General features: G+C 59.6%; 19 protein-coding genes. 10 read left to right on the top strand and 9 right to left on the bottom strand.

Annotation, left to right across the window (positions count from 1 at the left end):
- Both ACODSJ_RS15820 and yaaA read right to left on the bottom strand, forming a co-directional pair.
- Complete coding sequence (locus ACODSJ_RS15820) at positions 1-1,317, bottom strand: nucleotide sugar dehydrogenase (protein ID WP_489102618.1); 1,317 nt, start codon at positions 1,315-1,317, stop codon at positions 1-3.
- A gap of 810 nt (positions 1,318-2,127) precedes the next feature.
- Positions 2,128-2,907, bottom strand: a complete 780-nt coding sequence (gene yaaA, locus ACODSJ_RS15815; RefSeq protein WP_489102617.1) for a peroxide stress protein YaaA — start codon at positions 2,905-2,907, stop codon at positions 2,128-2,130.
- A 280-nt stretch (positions 2,908-3,187) separates the two neighbouring features.
- On the opposite strand from yaaA, the gene ACODSJ_RS15810 reads away from it, so the two are divergent.
- The 6 genes from ACODSJ_RS15810 to ACODSJ_RS15785 all read left to right on the top strand — a co-directional run bounded on the left by ACODSJ_RS15810 (position 3,188) and on the right by ACODSJ_RS15785 (position 8,425).
- Positions 3,188-4,309 (top strand): polysaccharide deacetylase family protein, encoded by a 1,122-nt coding sequence (locus ACODSJ_RS15810; protein WP_489102616.1) that lies wholly within the window; start codon positions 3,188-3,190, stop codon positions 4,307-4,309.
- Between the two features lie 337 nt (positions 4,310-4,646).
- Entirely contained in the window at positions 4,647-6,041 is a 1,395-nt protein-coding gene (locus ACODSJ_RS15805) for a PhoH family protein (RefSeq protein ID WP_489102615.1), read from the top strand.
- Between the two features lie 176 nt (positions 6,042-6,217).
- Positions 6,218-6,691: a cyclic pyranopterin monophosphate synthase MoaC gene (moaC, locus tag ACODSJ_RS15800; RefSeq protein WP_489102614.1), complete on the top strand. Its 474-nt coding sequence runs from the start codon at positions 6,218-6,220 to the stop codon at positions 6,689-6,691.
- Complete coding sequence (locus tag ACODSJ_RS15795) at positions 6,688-6,930, top strand: MoaD/ThiS family protein (protein ID WP_489102613.1); 243 nt, start codon at positions 6,688-6,690, stop codon at positions 6,928-6,930. The genes moaC and ACODSJ_RS15795 overlap by 4 nt, the downstream gene beginning before the upstream one ends.
- A 3-nt stretch (positions 6,931-6,933) precedes the next feature.
- Complete coding sequence (gene moaE / locus ACODSJ_RS15790) at positions 6,934-7,386, top strand: molybdopterin synthase catalytic subunit MoaE (protein ID WP_489102612.1); 453 nt, start codon at positions 6,934-6,936, stop codon at positions 7,384-7,386.
- A gap of 262 nt (positions 7,387-7,648) precedes the next feature.
- Positions 7,649-8,425, top strand: a complete 777-nt coding sequence (locus ACODSJ_RS15785; protein ID WP_489102611.1) for an ABC transporter substrate-binding protein — start codon at positions 7,649-7,651, stop codon at positions 8,423-8,425.
- A 143-nt stretch (positions 8,426-8,568) separates the two neighbouring features.
- Here ACODSJ_RS15785 and ACODSJ_RS15780 read toward each other — a convergent pair whose 3' ends face one another.
- From ACODSJ_RS15780 to ACODSJ_RS15760, 5 genes are all read right to left on the bottom strand, one after another.
- Entirely contained in the window at positions 8,569-9,195 is a 627-nt protein-coding gene (locus ACODSJ_RS15780) for a helix-turn-helix transcriptional regulator (protein ID WP_489102610.1), read from the bottom strand.
- Between the two features lie 89 nt (positions 9,196-9,284).
- Positions 9,285-10,412 (bottom strand): NAD(P)/FAD-dependent oxidoreductase, encoded by a 1,128-nt coding sequence (locus ACODSJ_RS15775; protein WP_489102609.1) that lies wholly within the window; start codon positions 10,410-10,412, stop codon positions 9,285-9,287.
- Positions 10,413-10,560: 148 nt separating this feature from the next.
- The gene (locus tag ACODSJ_RS15770) at positions 10,561-11,508 is read right to left on the bottom strand and encodes an ornithine cyclodeaminase family protein (RefSeq protein ID WP_489102608.1); all 948 of its coding nucleotides are present in this window, start codon (positions 11,506-11,508) and stop codon (positions 10,561-10,563) included.
- 129 nt (positions 11,509-11,637) lie between these two features.
- Positions 11,638-13,110: an ATP-dependent RNA helicase RhlB gene (gene rhlB, locus ACODSJ_RS15765; RefSeq protein WP_489102607.1), complete on the bottom strand. Its 1,473-nt coding sequence runs from the start codon at positions 13,108-13,110 to the stop codon at positions 11,638-11,640.
- A gap of 84 nt (positions 13,111-13,194) precedes the next feature.
- Positions 13,195-13,851 carry an alpha/beta hydrolase gene (locus ACODSJ_RS15760; RefSeq protein WP_489102606.1) on the bottom strand — a complete coding sequence of 219 codons (657 nt, stop codon included), beginning with the start codon at positions 13,849-13,851 and terminating at the stop codon, positions 13,195-13,197.
- A gap of 473 nt (positions 13,852-14,324) precedes the next feature.
- Here ACODSJ_RS15760 and ACODSJ_RS15755 point away from each other — a divergent pair, with 473 nt between their 5' ends.
- The 4 genes from ACODSJ_RS15755 (at position 14,325) to ACODSJ_RS15740 (ending at position 18,486) form a co-directional block, all read left to right on the top strand.
- Entirely contained in the window at positions 14,325-15,356 is a 1,032-nt protein-coding gene (locus ACODSJ_RS15755) for an amino acid ABC transporter substrate-binding protein (RefSeq protein ID WP_489102605.1), read from the top strand.
- Positions 15,357-15,421: 65 nt separating this feature from the next.
- The gene (locus ACODSJ_RS15750) at positions 15,422-16,603 is read left to right on the top strand and encodes an amino acid ABC transporter permease (protein ID WP_489102604.1); all 1,182 of its coding nucleotides are present in this window, start codon (positions 15,422-15,424) and stop codon (positions 16,601-16,603) included.
- A gap of 10 nt (positions 16,604-16,613) precedes the next feature.
- Positions 16,614-17,711, top strand: a complete 1,098-nt coding sequence (locus tag ACODSJ_RS15745; RefSeq protein WP_489102603.1) for an amino acid ABC transporter permease — start codon at positions 16,614-16,616, stop codon at positions 17,709-17,711.
- Positions 17,712-17,721: 10 nt separating this feature from the next.
- Positions 17,722-18,486, top strand: a complete 765-nt coding sequence (locus ACODSJ_RS15740) for an amino acid ABC transporter ATP-binding protein (protein WP_489102602.1) — start codon at positions 17,722-17,724, stop codon at positions 18,484-18,486.
- A gap of 62 nt (positions 18,487-18,548) precedes the next feature.
- Here the strand turns inward: ACODSJ_RS15740 and ACODSJ_RS15735 are convergent, their stop codons facing one another.
- Together ACODSJ_RS15735 and ACODSJ_RS15730 are read right to left on the bottom strand one after the other, a co-directional pair.
- A complete protein-coding gene (locus ACODSJ_RS15735; RefSeq protein WP_489102601.1) occupies positions 18,549-19,040 on the bottom strand; it encodes a type II toxin-antitoxin system MqsA family antitoxin in 492 nt (163 codons plus the stop codon).
- Complete coding sequence (locus tag ACODSJ_RS15730) at positions 19,037-19,348, bottom strand: type II toxin-antitoxin system MqsR family toxin (protein ID WP_489102600.1); 312 nt, start codon at positions 19,346-19,348, stop codon at positions 19,037-19,039. The genes ACODSJ_RS15735 and ACODSJ_RS15730 overlap by 4 nt, the downstream gene beginning before the upstream one ends.
- Positions 19,349-19,595: the final 247 nt, after the last annotated feature.

Raw genomic sequence — 19,595 nt, 5'->3', positions numbered from 1 at the left:
TTACCAGCAGATGCCTTCGGTCCGGCCGCTTGGGGAAGTGGCCTTGGACATGAAGCCGACCAGGTCGATGATCTGCTTGCCTTCCGGTACGTTCTCGGTCAGTGCGCGGAACTGCTCGTCGCGGTTACCGAGGATGATGATGTCGGCGTTGTCGACCACGGCGTCGAAGTCCGAGTGGAGCAAGGACGAGACGTGAGGAATCTTCGACTCGATGTAGTCCTTGTTCGCACCGTGGACACGGGCGTATTCGACGTTGCGATCGTAGATGCGCAGGTCGTAGCCCTTGCCGATCAGCATTTCCGCCAGTTCCACCAGCGGGCTTTCACGCAGGTCGTCGGTACCGGCCTTGAAGCTCAGGCCCAGCAGGGCGACCTTGCGCTTGTCGTGGCTGGAGACGATGTCGAAAGCGTTCTGCACTTGCGATTCGTTACTGCGCATCAGCGAGTTGAGCAGTGGCGCTTCCACGTCCAGGGAGCCGGCGCGGTAGGTCAGGGCGCGAACGTCCTTGGGCAGGCACGAGCCGCCGAAGGCGAAGCCTGGGCGCATGTAGTACTGCGACAGGTTCAGGGTCTTGTCCTGGCAGACCACGTCCATCACTTCACGACCGTCGACGCCGACAGCCTTGGCGATGTTGCCGATCTCGTTGGCGAAGGTCACCTTGGTGGCGTGCCAGACGTTGCAGGTGTACTTGATCATCTCGGCAACGGCGATGTCCTTGCGGATGATCGGCGCATCGAGTTCTTCGTACAGCGATTGCAGGACGTCGCCGGAGGCTTTGTCCAACTCACCGATAACGGTCATTGGCGGCTGGTCGTAGTCCTTGATCGCGGTGCTTTCGCGCAGGAACTCAGGGTTGACCGCGACACCGAAGTCGACGCCGGCTTTCTTGCCGGAGCAGTCTTCCAGGATCGGGATGACCACGTTCGCCACGGTGCCTGGCAGTACGGTGCTGCGAACCACGATGGTGTGGCGGGTGGTCTTGTCGCGCAGGACAAAACCGATCTCGCGGCATACCGCTTCGATGTAGTTCAGTTCCAGGTCGCCGTTCTTTTTGCTGGGTGTACCGACACAAATCATCGACAGGTCGGTATCACGAATCGCTTCGGCGAAGTTGGTGGTGCCACGCAGTCGGCCGGTTTCAATACCTTGTGCCAACAGCTCGCCCAGGCCCGGTTCAACGATTGGCGATTTGCCAGCGTTGATCATGTCGATCTTGTCTTTGGCGACATCTACGCCAACTACGTCATGGCCCCGTGCAGACAGGCAACCGGCACATACTGCACCGACGTAACCCAAACCAAATATGCTAATGCGCATCGCATTTACCTCTGTTTTCACGCCATCAAATGGCCGGAGTTAATAGTCTTTTCAGCGGTCATAGTGCACTCGGAAGTGCAGCGCGCAGGCGCAACAATGCCGGGTACAGGCATACAAAGTTCCGAGTGGCTAAATAATTGCACTCAAGTTGTGCGCAAACGGCCTAGTTGTTATGACTTGCCCTGTTATGCAGCCAGTCCTCGTTGTCGGGAACGCTCGTGCAAAGGTCTTTCACTTCCGATCTCTGGCAAAAAGCCCACAAAATCAGGAGCCTGTGTGCTCAGGTGAGCACTTGATAGGGGCGCAGCCTTGGCCTTTTTGGGGATAGTAATGATGCGTTATCTCCCGTCCTTTAGGGTGGATCCAGTGGGACGACCGTTTCACTAAGTTGTCGTGACAACTTGGTTAAATCCGATCGACTTCCTTTGTAAGTTATCTCTTACACGCTCGGCGAGAATCGTTACGGGTGGTATGAGCCGTGCAATTTCACATAGTTCCGATCCGCTCATCGCGATTTTCGAAATTTTTCGAAATATTGTGGAAGATGGCACTGCTTTCAAATTGATGGCACTTGCCGTTTCGGCCTTTATTAATAGGTAGTTGGCAGGGGTGGGTGGTTATTTGCCACTACCCGGGAAAATTTTTAGTGCCACTACGCAAAAAACTGACGAGTGTCGAGTGAAAGAAAAGTTAGTAGAGGAGGGAGGCGATTTATTGGCGTCATGAAAATGACGAAGTGTGCGGGTAACTAAGATGACAAGCGCATGTTTGATCGAAGCCCCCAATCAGGGGGCGATATACGGCCGTGCTTTATTCAGGAGCATGGTCGCGCAGGAAAACCAATTTGTCCGGACTCGACTGTTCGGCGTTGAAGCGGTAGCCCTGCACGTCGAATTGTCTCAGCTGGGCGGGGTCGTCGATGCGCTCCTGAATCACGAAGCGACTCATCAGGCCGCGGGCTTTCTTGGCGTAGAAACTGATGATCTTGTACTGGCCGTTCTTCAGGTCCTTGAACTCGGTATCGATGATGCGCGCCTTCAATGCGCTGCGCTTGATGGCCGAGAAGTACTCATTGGATGCCAGGTTCAGCAGGACGTCGTCGCCCTGGTCGGCCAGCGCCTCGTTCAGCCATTCGCTGATGTGCGTGCCCCAGAACGCGTAGAGGTCCTTGCCGCGGGCGTTGCTCAGTTTCGTGCCCATCTCCAGGCGATAGGGTTGCATCAGGTCCAACGGGCGCAGCAGGCCATAGAGACCGGAGAGCATGCGCAGGTGTTGTTGGGCGTAGTCGAAATCGGCTTCGCCGAAGCTTTGCGCATCCAGGCCGGTGTAGACGTCACCCTTGAAGGCCAGCAGCGCCTGCTTGGCATTGGCCGGGGTGAATGCCGGGGTCCAACTGCCGAACCGTGCGGCGTTGAGGCCGCCGATCTTGTCGGAGACGTGCATCAGTTCGCTGATCTGTGCCGGCGAGAGTTCGCGCAGTTGCTCGATCAGTTCCTGGGAATGGTCCAGGTACTGCGGTTGGGTAAAGCGCTCGGTGGCCGGCGGTGTTTCGTAATCGAGGGTCTTGGCGGGGGAAATCACCATCAGCATGCGAATCGTCTCCTTTAAAGGTGCGGCGATTCTAGGGGGTTGTCCGGGTGGACTCCAGCTATCGGGGTGATAGGTGATGGGTGGCGAGCATCAAGGCGTTTTATGTGGCGAGGGAGCTGTGGGAGCAAAGCTTGCTCGCGATTGCGGCCACTCGATTTCTGAGGGACCGCGTCGCTGCTATCGCGGGCAAGCCTTGCTCCCACAGAGTCCTCAGACCACAAGGGTATTACGCCAGGATCAGCTATCATGCCGCGCGGGTTTGGTTATGGAGACATCCCTTTTGCGTATCGCCCTTTTGTTATCGGCCTGGCTGTTGAGCCTGGGCGCTGTAGCCGCGCCCAACGACGTCGCCACCCTGGACCGCAGCACCTGGCCGGAACAGCTCACCAGCCCGACGCTGTTCGATGTGGCGTCGCGGGCCGAGATCCTGATGTTCGCCAACGTCCTGCTGGACACCGACGCCATGGATGAAATAGCCCTGAAGCAGTACCTGGGGCTGCGCTCGGTCAATATGGTCGCGGTCCAGGCCCTTCGTGCGCGGCTGTGGCAGCGATTGCTCGCCGGTTACAACTTCGCCCAGCAGACTTGCGACCAGGATGCTTCGTTCTGTTACCTGGTCGAGAACATGGCGACCCTGCGAGAAGAAGCGCGCAGGTTCCAGCTCGATGAGAACTCCTATTACATCAAGTGGGCCGAGCCGAGCCGAAGCTTCCATACCCGGTACCGGGACGAACTGCTGCGCAAGGCCGCGCTGTTTCCCCAGGCCACCAGCGAGATCGAACGTTTCGGCGATTACGAGCGCAATGGCGACGGCATGCACGACCGGCTGTTCCTGCTGACCTTCGACAGCGGCGCCAACGTCGTGCCGGACAATACCCCGTGGCTGGCCGACTACCTGCGCAAGTCGAACATCAGCGGCACTTTTTTTGTGCTGGGCAAGGAGATCCAGGCACGGCTGGCGGATCGCTCGGTCAACAACCTCCAGGCGCTGTATTCAGGGCAATGCGTGGGCGTGCAAGGCTGGGAGTTCCGCTCCCACAGCTACTGGCAAGACTGGCAATACTCGGTGCGACGCAGTGTCGACCTGGTCAAGGGCAAGCTGCCGGAGAACTACGTGCCGCTGTTTCGCCCACCCCAGGGCCAGCGTCGGGGCGATGCCGGGGCGTTTTTCCGCAACCAGGGACTGCAAGTGGCGTTGTGGGACATCGACCCGCAGGACAACGGTCGCCTCAAGCCCGAGCAGAGTGCCCAGCGTGCGCTGACCTTGATGCTGTTGTGGCGTCACGGAGTGATCAACTTCAACGCCAAGCAGGATGCAGTGAAAACGGCGTTGCCCTGGCTCATGGCGCAAACAGCGCAAAGCGGGATCGGTTGGGAGGATTGCCAGGAGGCGTTTCGCTGATGCCGGGAAAGGCCCGGAAACACTGGGGAAGGGAGAAAAACGGGGGCACATTCATGACGACCGGACTTCCGACTTTAACGGCGCAGCGGCGCTACGCCAAGGGTTATTCGTCACTCTGAAAAATAAACTTCAAAAAAGCGTCAAAGTACTTTTTCCTGTCATGGTTTTTGGAGTATCAAGAAGTCAGACCGCCGAAACCTGCAACACAGGTGGCGTCTTCAAAGACCCAGATTGTGTGCAGTTCACCTGAAAACCTCGCGGGTGAATTCGGTGGCTACCTCGAGGCGCAGCACTGTCATGGTATTGCGTCGAATGGCCCCCACAAAGGTGACCGAGTATGGATGACCACGGACGTAGCCCTTCCTCCAACCAGCCAATCCTCTATGTACTCGATACCAACGTATTGATCCACGATCCAAACGCGCTGCTGAATTTCGAAGAACACCACGTTGCCATTCCCATGACCGTGCTCGAAGAGCTGGACAAGCTCAAGAGCGGGCATCACAGCGTTGCGGCCGAATGTCGCCAGGCCATCCGTCTGATCGACAAGACCCTGGGCGATGCCTCCCCCGAGGACGTTGAGCTCGGTGTACCGATCCAGCGTGGCAAAAGCGGTCCCAAGGGCCTGCTCTCGATCCTGATGAGCAAGCGCACCGAGCCCAACCTGGTGCTGCCGGAACACCTGAACGACAACATCATCATCAATCAGTTGATCGACCTGCACGCGCGCACCAAGGACCAGGCCGTGGTGCTGGTGACCAAAGACATCAACATGCGCCTCAAGGCCCGTGCCTGCGGCATTGCGGCGGAGGACTACAGCACCGACCAACTGGTCGACGACGTGTCGCTGCTGCCCAACGGCTACCACACCATGACCGGCTCCTTCTGGGACCGCGTGAGCAAGGTCGAGACCCGCCAGGACCACGGCCGCACCTGGCACCAGGTGCAGTTGATCGACAACCTGCCGGCGGTGCACATCAACGAATTCATCATTGACGAACAAGGATTCGTCGGCTGGATCAAGGAGATCGAGGATGATCGGCTGCTGATCCTCGACCTGCACCAGGAACCTTTGCTGCATCAGGAAGCCTGGGGCCTCAAGCCACGCGACATCTACCAGAGCCTGGCGCTGTTCGCCTTGCTCGATCCGGATATCCACCTGGTCAACCTGTCCGGCGCCGCCGGTTCCGGCAAGACCATCCTGGCCCTGGCCGCCGCCATCGAACAGACGATGGTCAGCAAGCGCTACCGGCGGATCATCGCGACCCGCAGCGTGCAGGGCCTGGACCAGGAAATCGGCTTCTTGCCCGGCACCGAAGCAGAAAAAATGGAGCCGTGGCTGGGGGCTATCACCGACAACCTCGAAGCCTTGCACATGGATGACGAAAGCACCCATGGCAGCGTCGACTACATCCTCAGCAAAGTGCCGTTGCAGTTCAAATCCCTCAACTACATCCGAGGCCGCAGCTTCCAGCAAAGCCTGATCCTGATCGACGAATGCCAGAACCTCACCCCGCACCAGATGAAAACCATCATCACCCGTGCCGGTGCCGGTTCCAAAGTGGTGTGCCTGGGTAACCTGGCACAGATCGACACCCCTTACCTGTCCGCGACCAGTTCCGGGCTGACCTACCTGACCGAACGCTTCAAGGACTTCCCCAACGGGGTCCACATCACCCTGCAAGGCGTACCGCGCTCGATCCTCGCCGAATACGCCGAGTCTCATCTGTAACTCCAGCCGAGCCGGGCGACTCTGTGGTCGCCCGGTTTTTTTTGGCTGACATTCAACCTCCCGCAAGGGATGTGTAGTGTTTGGAAAATCGCAGGCCACCCCAGGTGCGACAATCAGCCCTGCCGGAATCTGACTCACGGGTTTACAATCGACACTCCCCGATCAGGAGTTACCCCGTGCTGACCCATCTCGATTCCCAAGGTCGCGCCAACATGGTCGACGTGACCGACAAGGCCATGACGTTCCGCGAAGCCACGGCCGAAGCCTTTGTGCGCATGCTGCCCGAAACGCTGCAGATGATCGTCAGTGGTGGCCATCCCAAGGGGGATGTGTTTGCCGTTGCGCGCATTGCCGGCATCCAGGCCGCCAAGAAGACCAGCGATCTGATTCCGCTCTGCCATCCCCTGATGCTCACCAGCGTCAAGGTCGAGCTCACTGCCGCAGGCGAGGACCGGGTGCGGATCGTTGCCTGTTGCAAACTGTCGGGGCAGACCGGGGTGGAGATGGAAGCGCTCACCGCTGCCAGCGTCGCCGCGCTGACCATTTATGACATGTGCAAGGCCGTGGACCGGGGCATGATCGTCGAGGGTGTGCGGGTGCTGGAGAAACTCGGCGGCAAGAGTGGCCATTTCCAGGCGGACGCGTCATGAAAATCAATGTGAAGTTCTTTGCCCGCTATCGCGAGACCTTGGGCCTGGATTCGCAAAGGCTCGAAGGCGATTTTTCCACGGTGGACGATGTGCGGGCGTTGCTGGCCGCGCGCGAAGGGTTCGACGTGCTCAACGAGCAGAACCTGATGTGCGCCCGTAACGAAGACCTCTGCCAGCTCGATGAGCCCTTGGAGGACGGTGACGAAGTCGCTTTTTTCCCCACCGTGACCGGAGGCTGACCCATGGCGATTCGTGTGCAGGCCGAGCCGTTCGATCCGGGAAGCGAAGTCAACGCGATGCACGCCGCGAATGTCGGCGTGGGGGCGGTGGTGAGTTTTGTCGGCTACGTGCGTGACTTCAACGATGGCCAGGATGTGTCCGGGATGTTCCTGGAGCATTACCCGGGCATGACCGAAAAGGCCTTGGGCAAGATCGCCGTCGAGGCGGAGCAGCGCTGGCCGTTGCTCAAGCTGGAAGTGTTGCACCGCATCGGCGCCCTGGAGCCGGGCGAACCGATTGTCTTCGTGGCCGCTGCCAGCGCCCACCGCCAGGCGGCATTCGACGCCTGCGCCTTTGTCATGGACTACCTCAAGACCCGCGCACCGTTCTGGAAAAAGGAAAACACCGTCGACGGCCCACGCTGGGTCGAAGGGCGTGACAGTGATCACGCGGCGGCGGAGCGCTGGAAGCAGTAAATACCTACAGATTTCCTTTGCTTGTCAGACCGTCATCGCGAGCAGGCTCGCTCCCACAATGGATCTTCGTTGTACACATCATTTGTGTCCAACACAGAACTCCTGTGGGAGCGAGCCTGCTCGCGATGAGGCCATCAGCCTTTCATCATTTCTTCAATTGACGGTATGTACATTAAAGTCCAGTATGGATTTATAAGTACATAACATCGCTTCGCCTGCCTTTTTCTCTGCCAAACCAACAACAACCCGCGAGAGAACGATCATGAAGAAATTTCCCCTCATCACCGGCCTTGCCTTGAGCCTGTTGGCGTCCAGCAGCCTGTTCGCCGCCGAGAAGACTCTGCGCATCGGCATCGAGGCGGCTTATCCACCGTTTGCTTCGAAGAACTCCGAGGGCAAGATCGTGGGGTTCGACTACGACATCGGCAACGCCTTGTGCGCTCAGATGCAGGCCAAGTGTGAGTGGATCGAGGGTGAATTCGACGGGTTGATCCCCTCGCTGAAGGTGAAGAAGATCGACCTGGCGCTGTCGTCCATGACCATCACCGAAGAGCGCAAGAAGTCGGTGGATTTTACCCACAAGTACTACTTCACCTCGTCGCGCCTGGTGATGAAGGAAGGCGCCGTGGTCGATGACCAGTACGCCAGCCTCAAAGGCAAGACCGTGGGGGTCCAGCGTGCCACCACCACTGATCGCTACGCCACGGAAGTCCTCGAACCCAAGGGTGTGGTGATCAAGCGCTACAGCAACAACGAAGAGATCTACATGGACCTGGCGTCCGGTCGCCTGGACGCGATCTTCGCCGACACCATCCCGCTGGATGACTTCCTGTCGATGCCGCGTGGCAAGGGGTATGCGTTCGTCGGGCCTGAGCTCAAGGATCCGAAATACGTCGGCGAGGGCGCCGGGATCGCAGTGCGCAAGGGCAATGCCCAACTGGTGGCGGATTTGAACAAGGCCATCGAAGGGATCCGGGCCAACGGGGAGTATCAGAAGATCGAGGCCAAGTATTTCAAGTCGGATATCTACGGCGACTGATCAATAGCTATCGTCGGATCGCCGCCCGGAGCAGGCTCGCTCTCACAGGGTTATTCACGTCGCACACAATGTCTGCGTGCAATGAGATCCAAATGTGGGAGCGAGCCTGCTCGCGATGGCGTCAGCGAAGGCAATACAAGACCTCAGCCCTTCAACTCCTTCAGGTGCTTGTACACCGTCGCCCGCCCCATGTTCAGCACATTGGCCACATAGTTGGACGCGCTCTTGCCCTTGAATGCACCTTCGGCATGCAGCGCCAGGACCAGCTCGCGCTTGTGGTCGCGGGTCAGCAGGTTCAGGCTCAGTTGGCGTTCGCGCATCCAGGCGTGCAGGAAGGTGTTGATGCGCTCCTGCCAGTCATCGCGAAACAGTGAATCCGGCTGGGGGATCAATTTGTTCGGTGAAAGGAACAAATCCAGCGCGGCCTTGGCGTTCTCGAACAGCGAGATGTTCAGGTTGATGCACAGCACCGCCAGGGGCTGACCCTCGGCATTGCGCAGTACGCTGCTGAGGCTGCGAATCTTCTGCCCGTCCCAGTTCAACTTTTCGTACGGTCCGATGTTCCGTTCGCTGACCTCTTCGCTGAGCATGTCTTCCAGGGACGAGTCGTCGCCAATTTCGCGCTTGGACAGGTTGTTGGCGATGTAGTCGACTTTCTGTGTGCGCAGGTCGTGCAGCACCACTTCGGCATGGGGATAGAACAACGTGGCGATGGCGTCGGCGATGACGCGGAAATTTTCCAGTGCCGGATCGGCTAGCGGGGCATTCATGACAGGGCTCCAGGCAGCGTCAGCGCCCCGTGAAGCAGGGGCGCGGGGGAGTGTGCCGCAATCGTGGCGATGCGTCACCTCGATCGGGTTCACCCCAGGCGCTTGGGTGACAGCATGGCGCTGCTCAGGCCGAAACGTGTCAGTGCTTCAGGCAACGGCTCGCCACGCACCAGGGCCGCACTGGCCTGGCCCATGGCCGGTGAGGTCTGGATGCCGTAGCCGCCCTGGGCCGCGACCCAGAACAGGCCGGGCACCTGCGGATCGAAACCGGACAGCAGATCACCGTCGTGCACGAAGCTGCGCAACCCGGCCCAGGTGCGGGTGGGGCGGCGGATGGTCAGGGTGGTGGCTTCCTCGATCTGATAGATGCCCATGGCGATGTCCAGTTCTTCCGGCTGTACGTCGTGGGGCTCCACCGGGTCGGCGTTGGCCGGCGAACCGAGGAACATGCCGGCATCGGGCTTCATGTAGAACGATTCGTCCAGGCTCACCAGCATCGGCCAGCCGTGGATGTCCACACCCTCGGGACCGGCGAAAATGAACGCGGCGCGGCGCTTGGGTTGCAGGCCCAGCTTCCGAGCGCCGGCCATGTCGGCCACCTGGTCGGCCCAGGCGCCGGCAGCGTTGATCAGAACCGCCGCCGTGAACGTTTGGGTTGCCGTCTTCACGTGCCACAACCCCTGGTCGTCGCGGCTGATGCTCATCACTTCGCTGTCGGTGTGCACTTCGCCGCCGCTGCGACGAATGCCGCGCAGATAGCCCTGGTGCAAGGCGTCGGTGTCGATGTCGCAGGCCGTAGGGTCGTAGATCGCGCCGTGGACTTTGTCCCGTCGCAGGATCGGCAGCCGCACACAGGCTTCGTCGGCGCTGAGCAGTTGCATTTGCGGCACCGTGGCCTTGGCGCTGCGGTACTGGTTGTTCAACTCGGTCGGATCGCCAGTGAAATCCACAGTCATTTCACCCCGAGGGGTCAGCAGCGGGTGTTCGCAGAAACCGGCCGGTGGTGCGTCGAAAAAGTCGCGACTGGCCTGGGTCAGCGCCCGCACCTGCGGGGTGCCGTAGGCGGCGGTGTACAACGCCGCCGAGCGTCCGGTGGAGTGGTAGGCCGGGTGGGATTCGCGCTCCAGCACAATGACCCGGCCGTGGGGCGCCAGCCAGTAGCCGGTGGAGGCACCGGCAATGCCGCCGCCGATGATGATGAAATCTGCTGAGGTCATGAAACGCTCCTGCCTTGCACGGTGCCGGGGAGTTTGAAAGAAAACCTGTGGGAGCGAGCCTGCTCGCGATGGCAGTGGGTCAGATAAAAATAAGTGTCTGATATACCGCCATCGCGAGCAGGCTCGCTCCCACAAGGGGAAATGGGGGTTAGTTGTTCAACCGATAAAGCGCATTCGCCAACGCCACATCCTCCAGCCCCAGGCCGATGGAACGGAAGAATGCGTGGCGTTGATAGCTCGGGCGCGCCACCCGTTCGCTGAGCAGGTCGGGCAAGTCGCCGACGATGCGTGACGCCTCCCAGCCATGTTGCTCGGCCGCGATCAGCATTTCGCCGGCCGAGCCCGGTGTGGTCTGACGATAGTCGCAGAACACGTCCATGTCGTTGAGGCTGTGCGGCGGTACTTCGTGGGCGCGTGGCGCGTTGGTGCTGATGGAGGTGATCAACGCTGGCTTACCCAAGGTCTGCGGGTCGAGCACCGCTTGGGCGGACGAGGTGCAGAGCATCACCACATCGGCGTCGTGCAGGGCGGCTTCCAAGCTGTCGGCGATTTGCAGGCGCGGATCCAGGGCCGTGAGGGCGGCCAATTCCTGGGGCGTCTTACCCGACAGGCTCGGCGAATACAGACTGATGCTCGCCCACTCCCGCAACCCTTTCACGTACTGCACATGCGCACGGGCCACGGCACCGCTGCCGATGACCGCCAGGCGCCGGGCCCGGACCGGGGCCAGGGCATCGACGGCGACGGCGGTGGTTGCGGCGGTGCGCGCGGTGGTCAGTTCAGCGGCATCGCACAGCAGCAACGGCTGGCCCGTCTGCATCGACATCAGCAAGGTCCAGGCGGTGACCAGCGGGCCTTGCTCCCGGACGATGTAGGGCGAGGTCTTGACCCCGTAGACCTGGTCTTGCACCAACACGCCCAGGTAATTGATGAAGTCCCCGGCGCCCTGGGGAAACACCACCAATTGCTGGGGCGGCTGCACCGCTTGCCCGGCCGCCAGATCGCGAAACAACTTGCGCAGGATATGTGGCACATCGATTTGTCCGAGCAGTTCTCGGGCCTGGGCTTGGGTCATGACATAAGGCGTGCTGGACATGGGGACTCCGGAATGCTGTTTTGTAAACTTATTTGTCCATTATGGACTTTTTGTTTCTGCAGGCAATATTCCGGGCAAAAAAAAGCGCAGCCCGTTACGGCTGCGCTTTTTCTGGTTTGGGGGTAGCGATCAATGCCGCTTGCGTTCAACCGCCCGCAACAAATGCGTCGGAGGCATCTCGCAACTGATCTTGCGTCCCAGCAGTGCTTCGATGGATGGAAGCTGATACGAATCATCTTCCCCGGCAAAACTGATGGACACGCCCTCGGCCCCTGCACGACCTGTCCGTCCGATGCGGTGTACGTAGTCGTCCGGGACTTCCGGCAGGGTGAAGTTGATCACATGGCTGATGCCGTCGATGTGGATGCCGCGCCCGGCCACGTCGGTGGCGACCAGCACGCGGATCTTGCCTTCGCGAAAACCTTCCAGCGTCTTGATGCGTTTGTGCTGTGGCACGTCGCCCGAGAGTTGGGCGGCGTTGACGCCGTCGCGTACCAGGCGTTCTTCGATGCGCCGCACTTCATCCTTGCGGTTGGCGAAGACCATCACCCGTTCCCAGCCGTTGTCGTTGACCAGGTTGTACAACAGCTTGTACTTGTCGGCGCTGGCCACGGCATAGATGTGCTGTTCGACGTTCTCGTTGGCGACGTTCTCGGCTTCGATCTCGACGATGGCCGGGTCCGTGGTCCATTGCTTGGCCAGGTTCATGACGTCGTCGGTGAACGTGGCGGAGAACAGCAGGGTCTGGCGTTCGCTTTTCGGTGGGGTCTGGCGAATGATCTGCCGCACTTGCGGGATGAAGCCCATGTCGAGCATGCGGTCGGCTTCGTCGAGCACCATCACTTCGACCATGTCCAGGTGCACGTCGCCGCGCTGGTTGAAGTCCAGCAAACGGCCGGGGGTGGCCACCAGGATGTCGCAGTGGCGGGCTTCGAGTTGCTTGAGCTGTTTATCGAAGTCCATGCCGCCGACGAACGTCATGACGTTCAGGCCGGTGTACTTGGTCAGGGCGGCGGCGTCCTTGGCGATCTGCACCACCAGCTCGCGGGTCGGCGCGATGATCAGTGCACGCGGCTCGCCCATGTAGCGTTCCTTGGGCGGCGGGGTCTGCAGCAACTGGGTGATGATGGAGATCAGGAACGCGGCAGTCTTGCCGGTGCCGGTCTGGGCGCGCCCGATGGCGTCCTTGCCGGCGAGGGTGAAGCCCAGCACCTGCGCCTGGATCGGCGTGCAGTACGGGAAGCCCAGGTCCTGGATGGCATGCATCAACTCAGGGGCAAGTTTGAAATCGTGGAAGCGGGTCTTGCCTTCCTGGGGTTCTACGACGAAGTCCTCGAGCTTCCAGGCAGCGACCGGCGGTTTCGGTGCGCGTTCGCGGCGTGGCTTGGGCGTTTCGTTGCGTGGTTTTTCCGGCGTCGGGGTGGTCACCGACGGGGCGGCTGGGGGAGGCGGCGCTTTCTTGGCGTCTGCGTCAGGTGCAGACCGGCGTGGCTGCTGCGCATCGGTGTGGCCTGGGCCCTGGACGGTGGCGCTGGCGTCAGGCGCGAGCTGCTCGGCCTCGCTTTTACCGAACATCTTCTTGAGTGCTTTGAGCACGGTCATCTCATCGATTGGTTAAGGAATGTACGCCGGCCAGTGTAATGCAAGAAACGGGCGCGGCGTAGTGTGTTCATCAATGGTGCGCGCTTAACGTAACCGTTCGGCCAACCAGGTGCCGATGTCGCGAATCTCCTCGGGTAACACTTCGTGGCCCATTGGGTATTCCTGCCATATCACGGTGACACCATGTAGCTTTAAGTACTCTTTTGCGGTCCGCCCCATGGGGTTGAGGACCACTTCGTCGTATTGCCCGTGCAGTGCCAGGACCGGAATGCGTTGCTGGCTGGCCGACAGTTGCAGTTCTTCGCTGAATGTCGGTGCATAAGTAGAGAGTGCAACCACGCCCCCCAGTGGCCCTTGCCACTTCACGAACGCCGTATGGTAGATCACCGCACCGCCTTGGGAGAAACCGGCCAGGAAAATACGCGAGGCGTCTATTCCGCTGGCTCGCTGGGTTTCGATCAACGCGATGACCCGTTGGGCCGAGGCTTCGAGTTGTTGTTCGTCGATGGCGCGCGCCGGGCTCAGGGCGCGGATGTCATACCAGCTGGGCATGGCGTAGCCACCGTTGATCGTCACCGGTTGCGTCGGCGCCTGGGGCAAAACGAAACGCGTGGTGAGCAGGCTTTGCTGGAGCATTTCGGCTACCGGCAGGAAATCATAACGATCGGCGCCCAGGCCGTGGAGCCAGATAACACAGGCATCGGCAGTGCCGCTGGGCTCGAGAATCAGGGGGTCGGTCATGGCTGTGCTCCAAATCTGTGCGGGCGCGCTCAATCAGTGCGTGATTTCAGTGCGTGCCCGGTGCCTCAGTTAATTAGATGTCGCAAAATTGAAAGTTTTTGTCTTGACGTGTTTCACATGGGGCTAAGCGCAGCGCTCTGGTACGGGCTTTGCTATGGGATAACCGAGTGATGATTCTTGCGCTGCGCGGTAACACTATCAGTTCGACGCGATGCATGGGATATCAGAAATCCGGTGATGGATGTTCGCCAATAGCCGCTACGGGCTTCGCGAACGTGAAGGGCTACAGCCCGTTCGGCCGATTGGTGAGAGATGAGGATGGCCGCCGCTGGGGGCTTCTTCATTAATTGACTCATGGCGAAGGTCCAAGACGTCGGTTGACCCTAAAAAAAGCCAACAAGGGTCGGCAATGCCCCAAAAGGGTGCGATAGGACTCAAGCTCCGACACAACAAGAGCAAAACTGGAGGTTTGAATGAAGTTACTGAAATCCACCCTGGCTGTCGTGACTGCAGCAACTGTACTCGGTGTCAGCGGGTTCGCTCAGGCGGGTGCCACCCTGGACGCCGTACAGAAGAAAGGCTTTGTGCAATGCGGTGTGAGTGATGGCCTGCCGGGTTTCTCGGTGCCTGACTCGACTGGCAAGATCGTGGGTATCGACGCAGACTTCTGCCGTGCCGTGGCCGCTGCGGTATTCGGCGACGCCACCAAGGTCAAGTTCAGCCAGTTGAACGCCAAGGAGCGCTTCACCGCGCTGCAATCGGGCGAAATCGACGTGCTTTCGCGCAACTCCACCATGACCAGCTCCCGCGACGCGGGCATGGGCCTGAAATTCCCGGGCTTCATCACCTACTACGACGGCATCGGCTTCCTGGCCAACAACAAGCTGGGCGTCAAGAGCGCCAAGGAACTGGACGGTGCGACCATCTGCATCCAGGCCGGTACCACCACTGAGCTGAACGTTTCCGACTACTTCCGCGCCAACGGCCTGAAGTACACCCCGATCACCTTCGACACCTCCGACGAAAGCGCCAAGTCGCTGGAATCCGGTCGTTGCGACGTGCTGACCTCCGACAAGTCCCAGCTGTTCGCCCAGCGCAGCAAGCTGGCTTCGCCGAAGGACTATGTGGTCCTGCCGGAAACCATCTCCAAGGAACCACTGGGCCCGGTCGTGCGTAACGGCGACGACGAGTGGCTGGCCATCGTGCGCTGGACAGGCTACGCCCTGCTCAACGCCGAAGAAGCGGGCGTCACTTCGAAGAACGTCGAAGCCGAAGCCAAGTCCACCAAGAACCCTGACGTGGCTCGTATGCTGGGCGCCGACGGTGAATACGGCAAGGACCTGAAACTGCCGAAAGACTGGGTCGTGAAGATCGTCAAGCAAGTGGGTAACTACGGCGAGATGTTCGAACGCAACCTGGGCAAGGGCACTCCGCTGGAAATCGATCGCGGCCTGAACGCGTTGTGGAACGCTGGCGGCATTCAATACGCACCACCAGTGCGCTGATGGTTCTATCACCCGGTGGGTCCTCCACCGGGTGATGTTCTGTTCCATTCTTTGCGGGGCACTTCATGCAAAATTCAATCGGCGCACCTAAGCAGAGGCTCAGCCTCAGCGATCCACGAGTGCGTGCGTGGGTATTTCAGATCGTCACGGTCGTGGCGGTTATTTCCTTGGGCTGGTTCCTGTTCGACAACACCCAGACCAACCTGGCCCACCGGGGCATTACTTCCGGTTTTGGCTTCCTGGAGCGCAGCGCCGGTTTCGGCATTGCCCAGCACCTGATCGACTACACCGAAGCGGACAGCTATGCCCGCGTGTTCGTCATCGGTTTGCTGAACACACTGCTGGTGACGTTCATCGGTGTGATCCTGGCGACCATCCTCGGGTTCATCATCGGCGTGGCGCGCTTGTCGCAGAACTGGATCATCTCCAAGCTGGCCACTGTCTATGTGGAGGTCTTCCGTAACATCCCGCCGTTGCTGCAAATCCTGTTCTGGTATTTCGCGGTGTTCCTGAGCATGCCGGGGCCGCGCAACAGTCATAACATCGGTGACACGTTCTTTATCAGCAGCCGGGGCTTGAACATGCCGGCCGCGCTGATGGCGGACGGGTTCTGGCCGTTCATGGTCAGCATCGTGGTGGCCATCGCAGCCATCATGCTGATGGTGCGCTGGGCCAACAAGCGTTTCGAGGAAACGGGCGAACCGTTCCACAAATTCTGGGTCGGCTTGGCGCTGCTCCTGGTCATTCCTGCCGTGTGCGCGTTGCTGTTCGGGGCGCCGGTGCATTGGGAAATGCCGGAACTCAAGGGGTTCAACTTCGTCGGTGGCTGGGTATTGATCCCGGAACTGCTGGCCTTGACCCTGGCCTTGACCGTGTACACCGCGGCGTTCATCGCTGAAATCGTGCGTTCGGGCATCAAGTCGGTCAGCCACGGCCAGACCGAAGCGGCGCGCTCCCTGGGGCTGCGCAACGGTCCGACCCTGCGCAAGGTGATCATCCCGCAAGCCCTGCGCGTGATCATTCCGCCGTTGACCAGCCAATACCTGAACCTGGCAAAGAACTCTTCCCTGGCCGCCGGTATCGGCTACCCGGAAATGGTTTCCCTGTTTGCCGGTACGGTGTTGAACCAGACCGGCCAGGCCATCGAGGTGATTGCGATCACCATGAGTGTGTACCTGGCGATCAGTATCAGCATCTCGTTGCTGATGAACTGGTACAACAAGCGCATTGCGCTGATCGAGCGGTGAGGAAACGCGCATGACGACTCATACTTTCAAACCCGACATGCCACCGCCGTCCAGCAGTATCGGTGTGGTGGCGTGGATGCGCGCCAACATGTTCTCCAGCTGGATCAACACGCTGCTGACCCTGTTTGCGTTCTACCTGATTTACCTGATTATCCCACCGCTGCTGCATTGGGCGATCCTGGATGCGAACTGGGTCGGTACTACCCGCGCCGACTGCACCAAGGAAGGGGCCTGCTGGGTGTTCATCCAGCAACGTTTTGGCCAGTTCATGTACGGCTACTACCCGACGGACCTGCGCTGGCGCGTAGACCTGACCGTGTGGCTGGCCGTGATCGGCGTGGCGCCGCTGTTCATCTCGCGCTTCCCGCGCAAGGCGATCTACGGGCTGGGCTTCCTGGTACTGTATCCGATCATTGCCTGGTGCCTGCTGCATGGCGGCGTGTTCGGCCTGGACGCCGTGGCGACCAGTCAATGGGGCGGCCTGATGCTGACCCTGGTGATTGCTACCGTGGGTATCGCCGGGGCGTTGCCGCTGGGTATCGTGCTGGCCTTGGGCCGACGTTCGAACCTGCCGGCGATCCGTGTGGTCTGCGTGACGTTCATCGAGTTCTGGCGCGGCGTGCCGTTGATCACGGTGCTGTTCATGTCGTCGGTGATGCTGCCGCTGTTCCTGCCTGAAGGCATGAACTTCGACAAGCTGCTGCGGGCGCTGATCGGTGTGATCCTGTTCCAGTCGGCCTATGTGGCCGAGGTGGTGCGTGGCGGTCTGCAAGCGATTCCCAAGGGGCAATACGAAGCGGCCGCGGCGATGGGCTTGGGCTACTGGCGCAGCATGGGCCTGGTGATCCTGCCACAAGCCCTGAAGCTGGTGATCCCGGGTATCGTCAACACGTTCATTGCGTTGTTCAAGGACACCAGCCTGGTGATCATCATCGGCCTGTTCGACCTGCTCAACAGCGTGAAACAAGCTGCCGCCGACCCTAAATGGCTGGGCATGGCCACCGAAGGCTATGTGTTCGCCGCCCTGGTGTTCTGGATTTTCTGTTTTGGTATGTCGCGCTATTCCATGCATCTGGAACGTAAGCTCGACACAGGCCACAAGCGTTAGGAGTTGACTCATGAGTGAAGCAATCAAAAAGCCTGTGAGCCCTGAAGGCATTATTCAGATGCAGGGCGTGAACAAGTGGTACGGCCAGTTCCACGTGTTGAAAGACATCAACCTGAACGTGACGCAGGGCGAGCGTATCGTCCTGTGCGGCCCGTCGGGTTCTGGCAAGTCCACCACCATTCGCTGCCTCAACCGTCTGGAAGAGCACCAGCAGGGCCGCATCGTGGTCGATGGCGTGGAACTGACCAACGACCTCAAGCAGATCGAAGCGATCCGCCGTGAAGTCGGCATGGTGTTCCAGCACTTCAACCTGTTCCCGCACCTGACCATCCTGCAGAACTGCACGCTGGCGCCGATGTGGGTGCGCAAGATGCCCAAGCGCCAGGCCGAGGAAATCGCCATGCATTACCTGGAGCGCGTGCGCATTCCAGAGCAGGCGCATAAATACCCGGGCCAGCTCTCCGGCGGCCAGCAACAGCGTGTGGCCATCGCCCGTGCCCTGTGCATGAAGCCCAAGATCATGCTGTTCGACGAGCCGACTTCGGCCCTCGACCCGGAAATGGTCAAGGAAGTACTCGACACCATGATCGGCCTGGCCGAAGACGGCATGACCATGCTGTGCGTGACCCACGAAATGGGCTTCGCCCGTACCGTGGCCAACCGCGTGATCTTCATGGACAAGGGTGAAATCGTCGAACAAGCCGCACCGAACGACTTCTTCGATAACCCGCAGAACGACCGCACCAGACTGTTCCTGAGTCAGATCCTGCATTGATGCGGAGTTGATTCGCAAAACAAACCCGGCCTTGTGCCGGGTTTGTTTTTTGGAATTTGGGCTCAGGACGTCCCGAGGGCTTCGTGTTCCTTGTGCTCGATGTATTTGAATCCGCTTCTCAAATCCGCGCCTTCGCCCAGCGCTTTGGCATCGGCGAGCAAATGCGGGTAGCGATCCAGCAGGCGCATCAGCAGCATCAATGCCTTGGGCGGCAGTACCTCGCCGCGCTCGTAGCGTGAAAATGCATTGTGTCCACCGCCGGAGAGCAGATGCACCGCCTCTTTTTGTGTGAGGTGCAATTTGCGCCGGATGCGTTTCATCTCGGTGCCGATCATCTGCCTGGCCGCGATGACCAGTGCGTCACTTGCCTCCCCATAACGTTCCGCACTATCGGTATCAGGGTCCCACTCGACTTCATGGCATTGCTGGCATTCCCAGCCAGAAAGATCGTCCACGCGACGTTCCATGCCTTTGACACTTATTGTTTCTCCGCGCCCCTCGAAATACCTCATTCCCTCATGGGCTCCGCAATTGAAACATTGCCGGGTTTTCATGGGTTTTGCTCCTTGAAGGAGATTACCGGTGGGCCGCCGGCAGGGCGGTAGGTCACCTTGATGTAGATCTCCAGACCTTGCGAGTTGGTGTGATACACGTCTTGCCAGATTCGATGATCGTCATAGGTGGTCATCGATTTGTACAACATCGTGTTCTGCAATTTAAAAATGACCTCTTGCATCTCTCGGGTACTAAAGCCGAGATCGGCGCCGGCTTGTCCGGCGGTCTTTGTGAAAGCTTTCCTTCCAAGTTTCCTGACATCCTCCTTGATCGCCGCCAAGTCGTAGTGGGGGGTATTTTTCTCCATGAAGCTTGAATCCCATTTTTGGAAATTACCCTAAAAGGGTAGTTTCGACCAATCGAAAATATTGCTCCTTTGCTACCCCATTGACGGTAGGCGGTTGTCGTCCTACACGAAGCTGACTAACATGTCAGAAAATTCAGCACCGCTATTTCCCGCGTTTCGACGCGAAATTGTGGCGAAGTCCCATTATCGGTACGACATCGTCATGCATCAGCTTTTCCAGCAGGCGCCAGCGCTGTTGCCTCGCCTG

This window comes from Pseudomonas sp. FG6 (genome assembly GCF_057809015.1).
The sequence above is the reverse complement of the archived record's forward strand: the minus strand, read 5'-3'. Positions and strand labels throughout refer to the sequence as shown.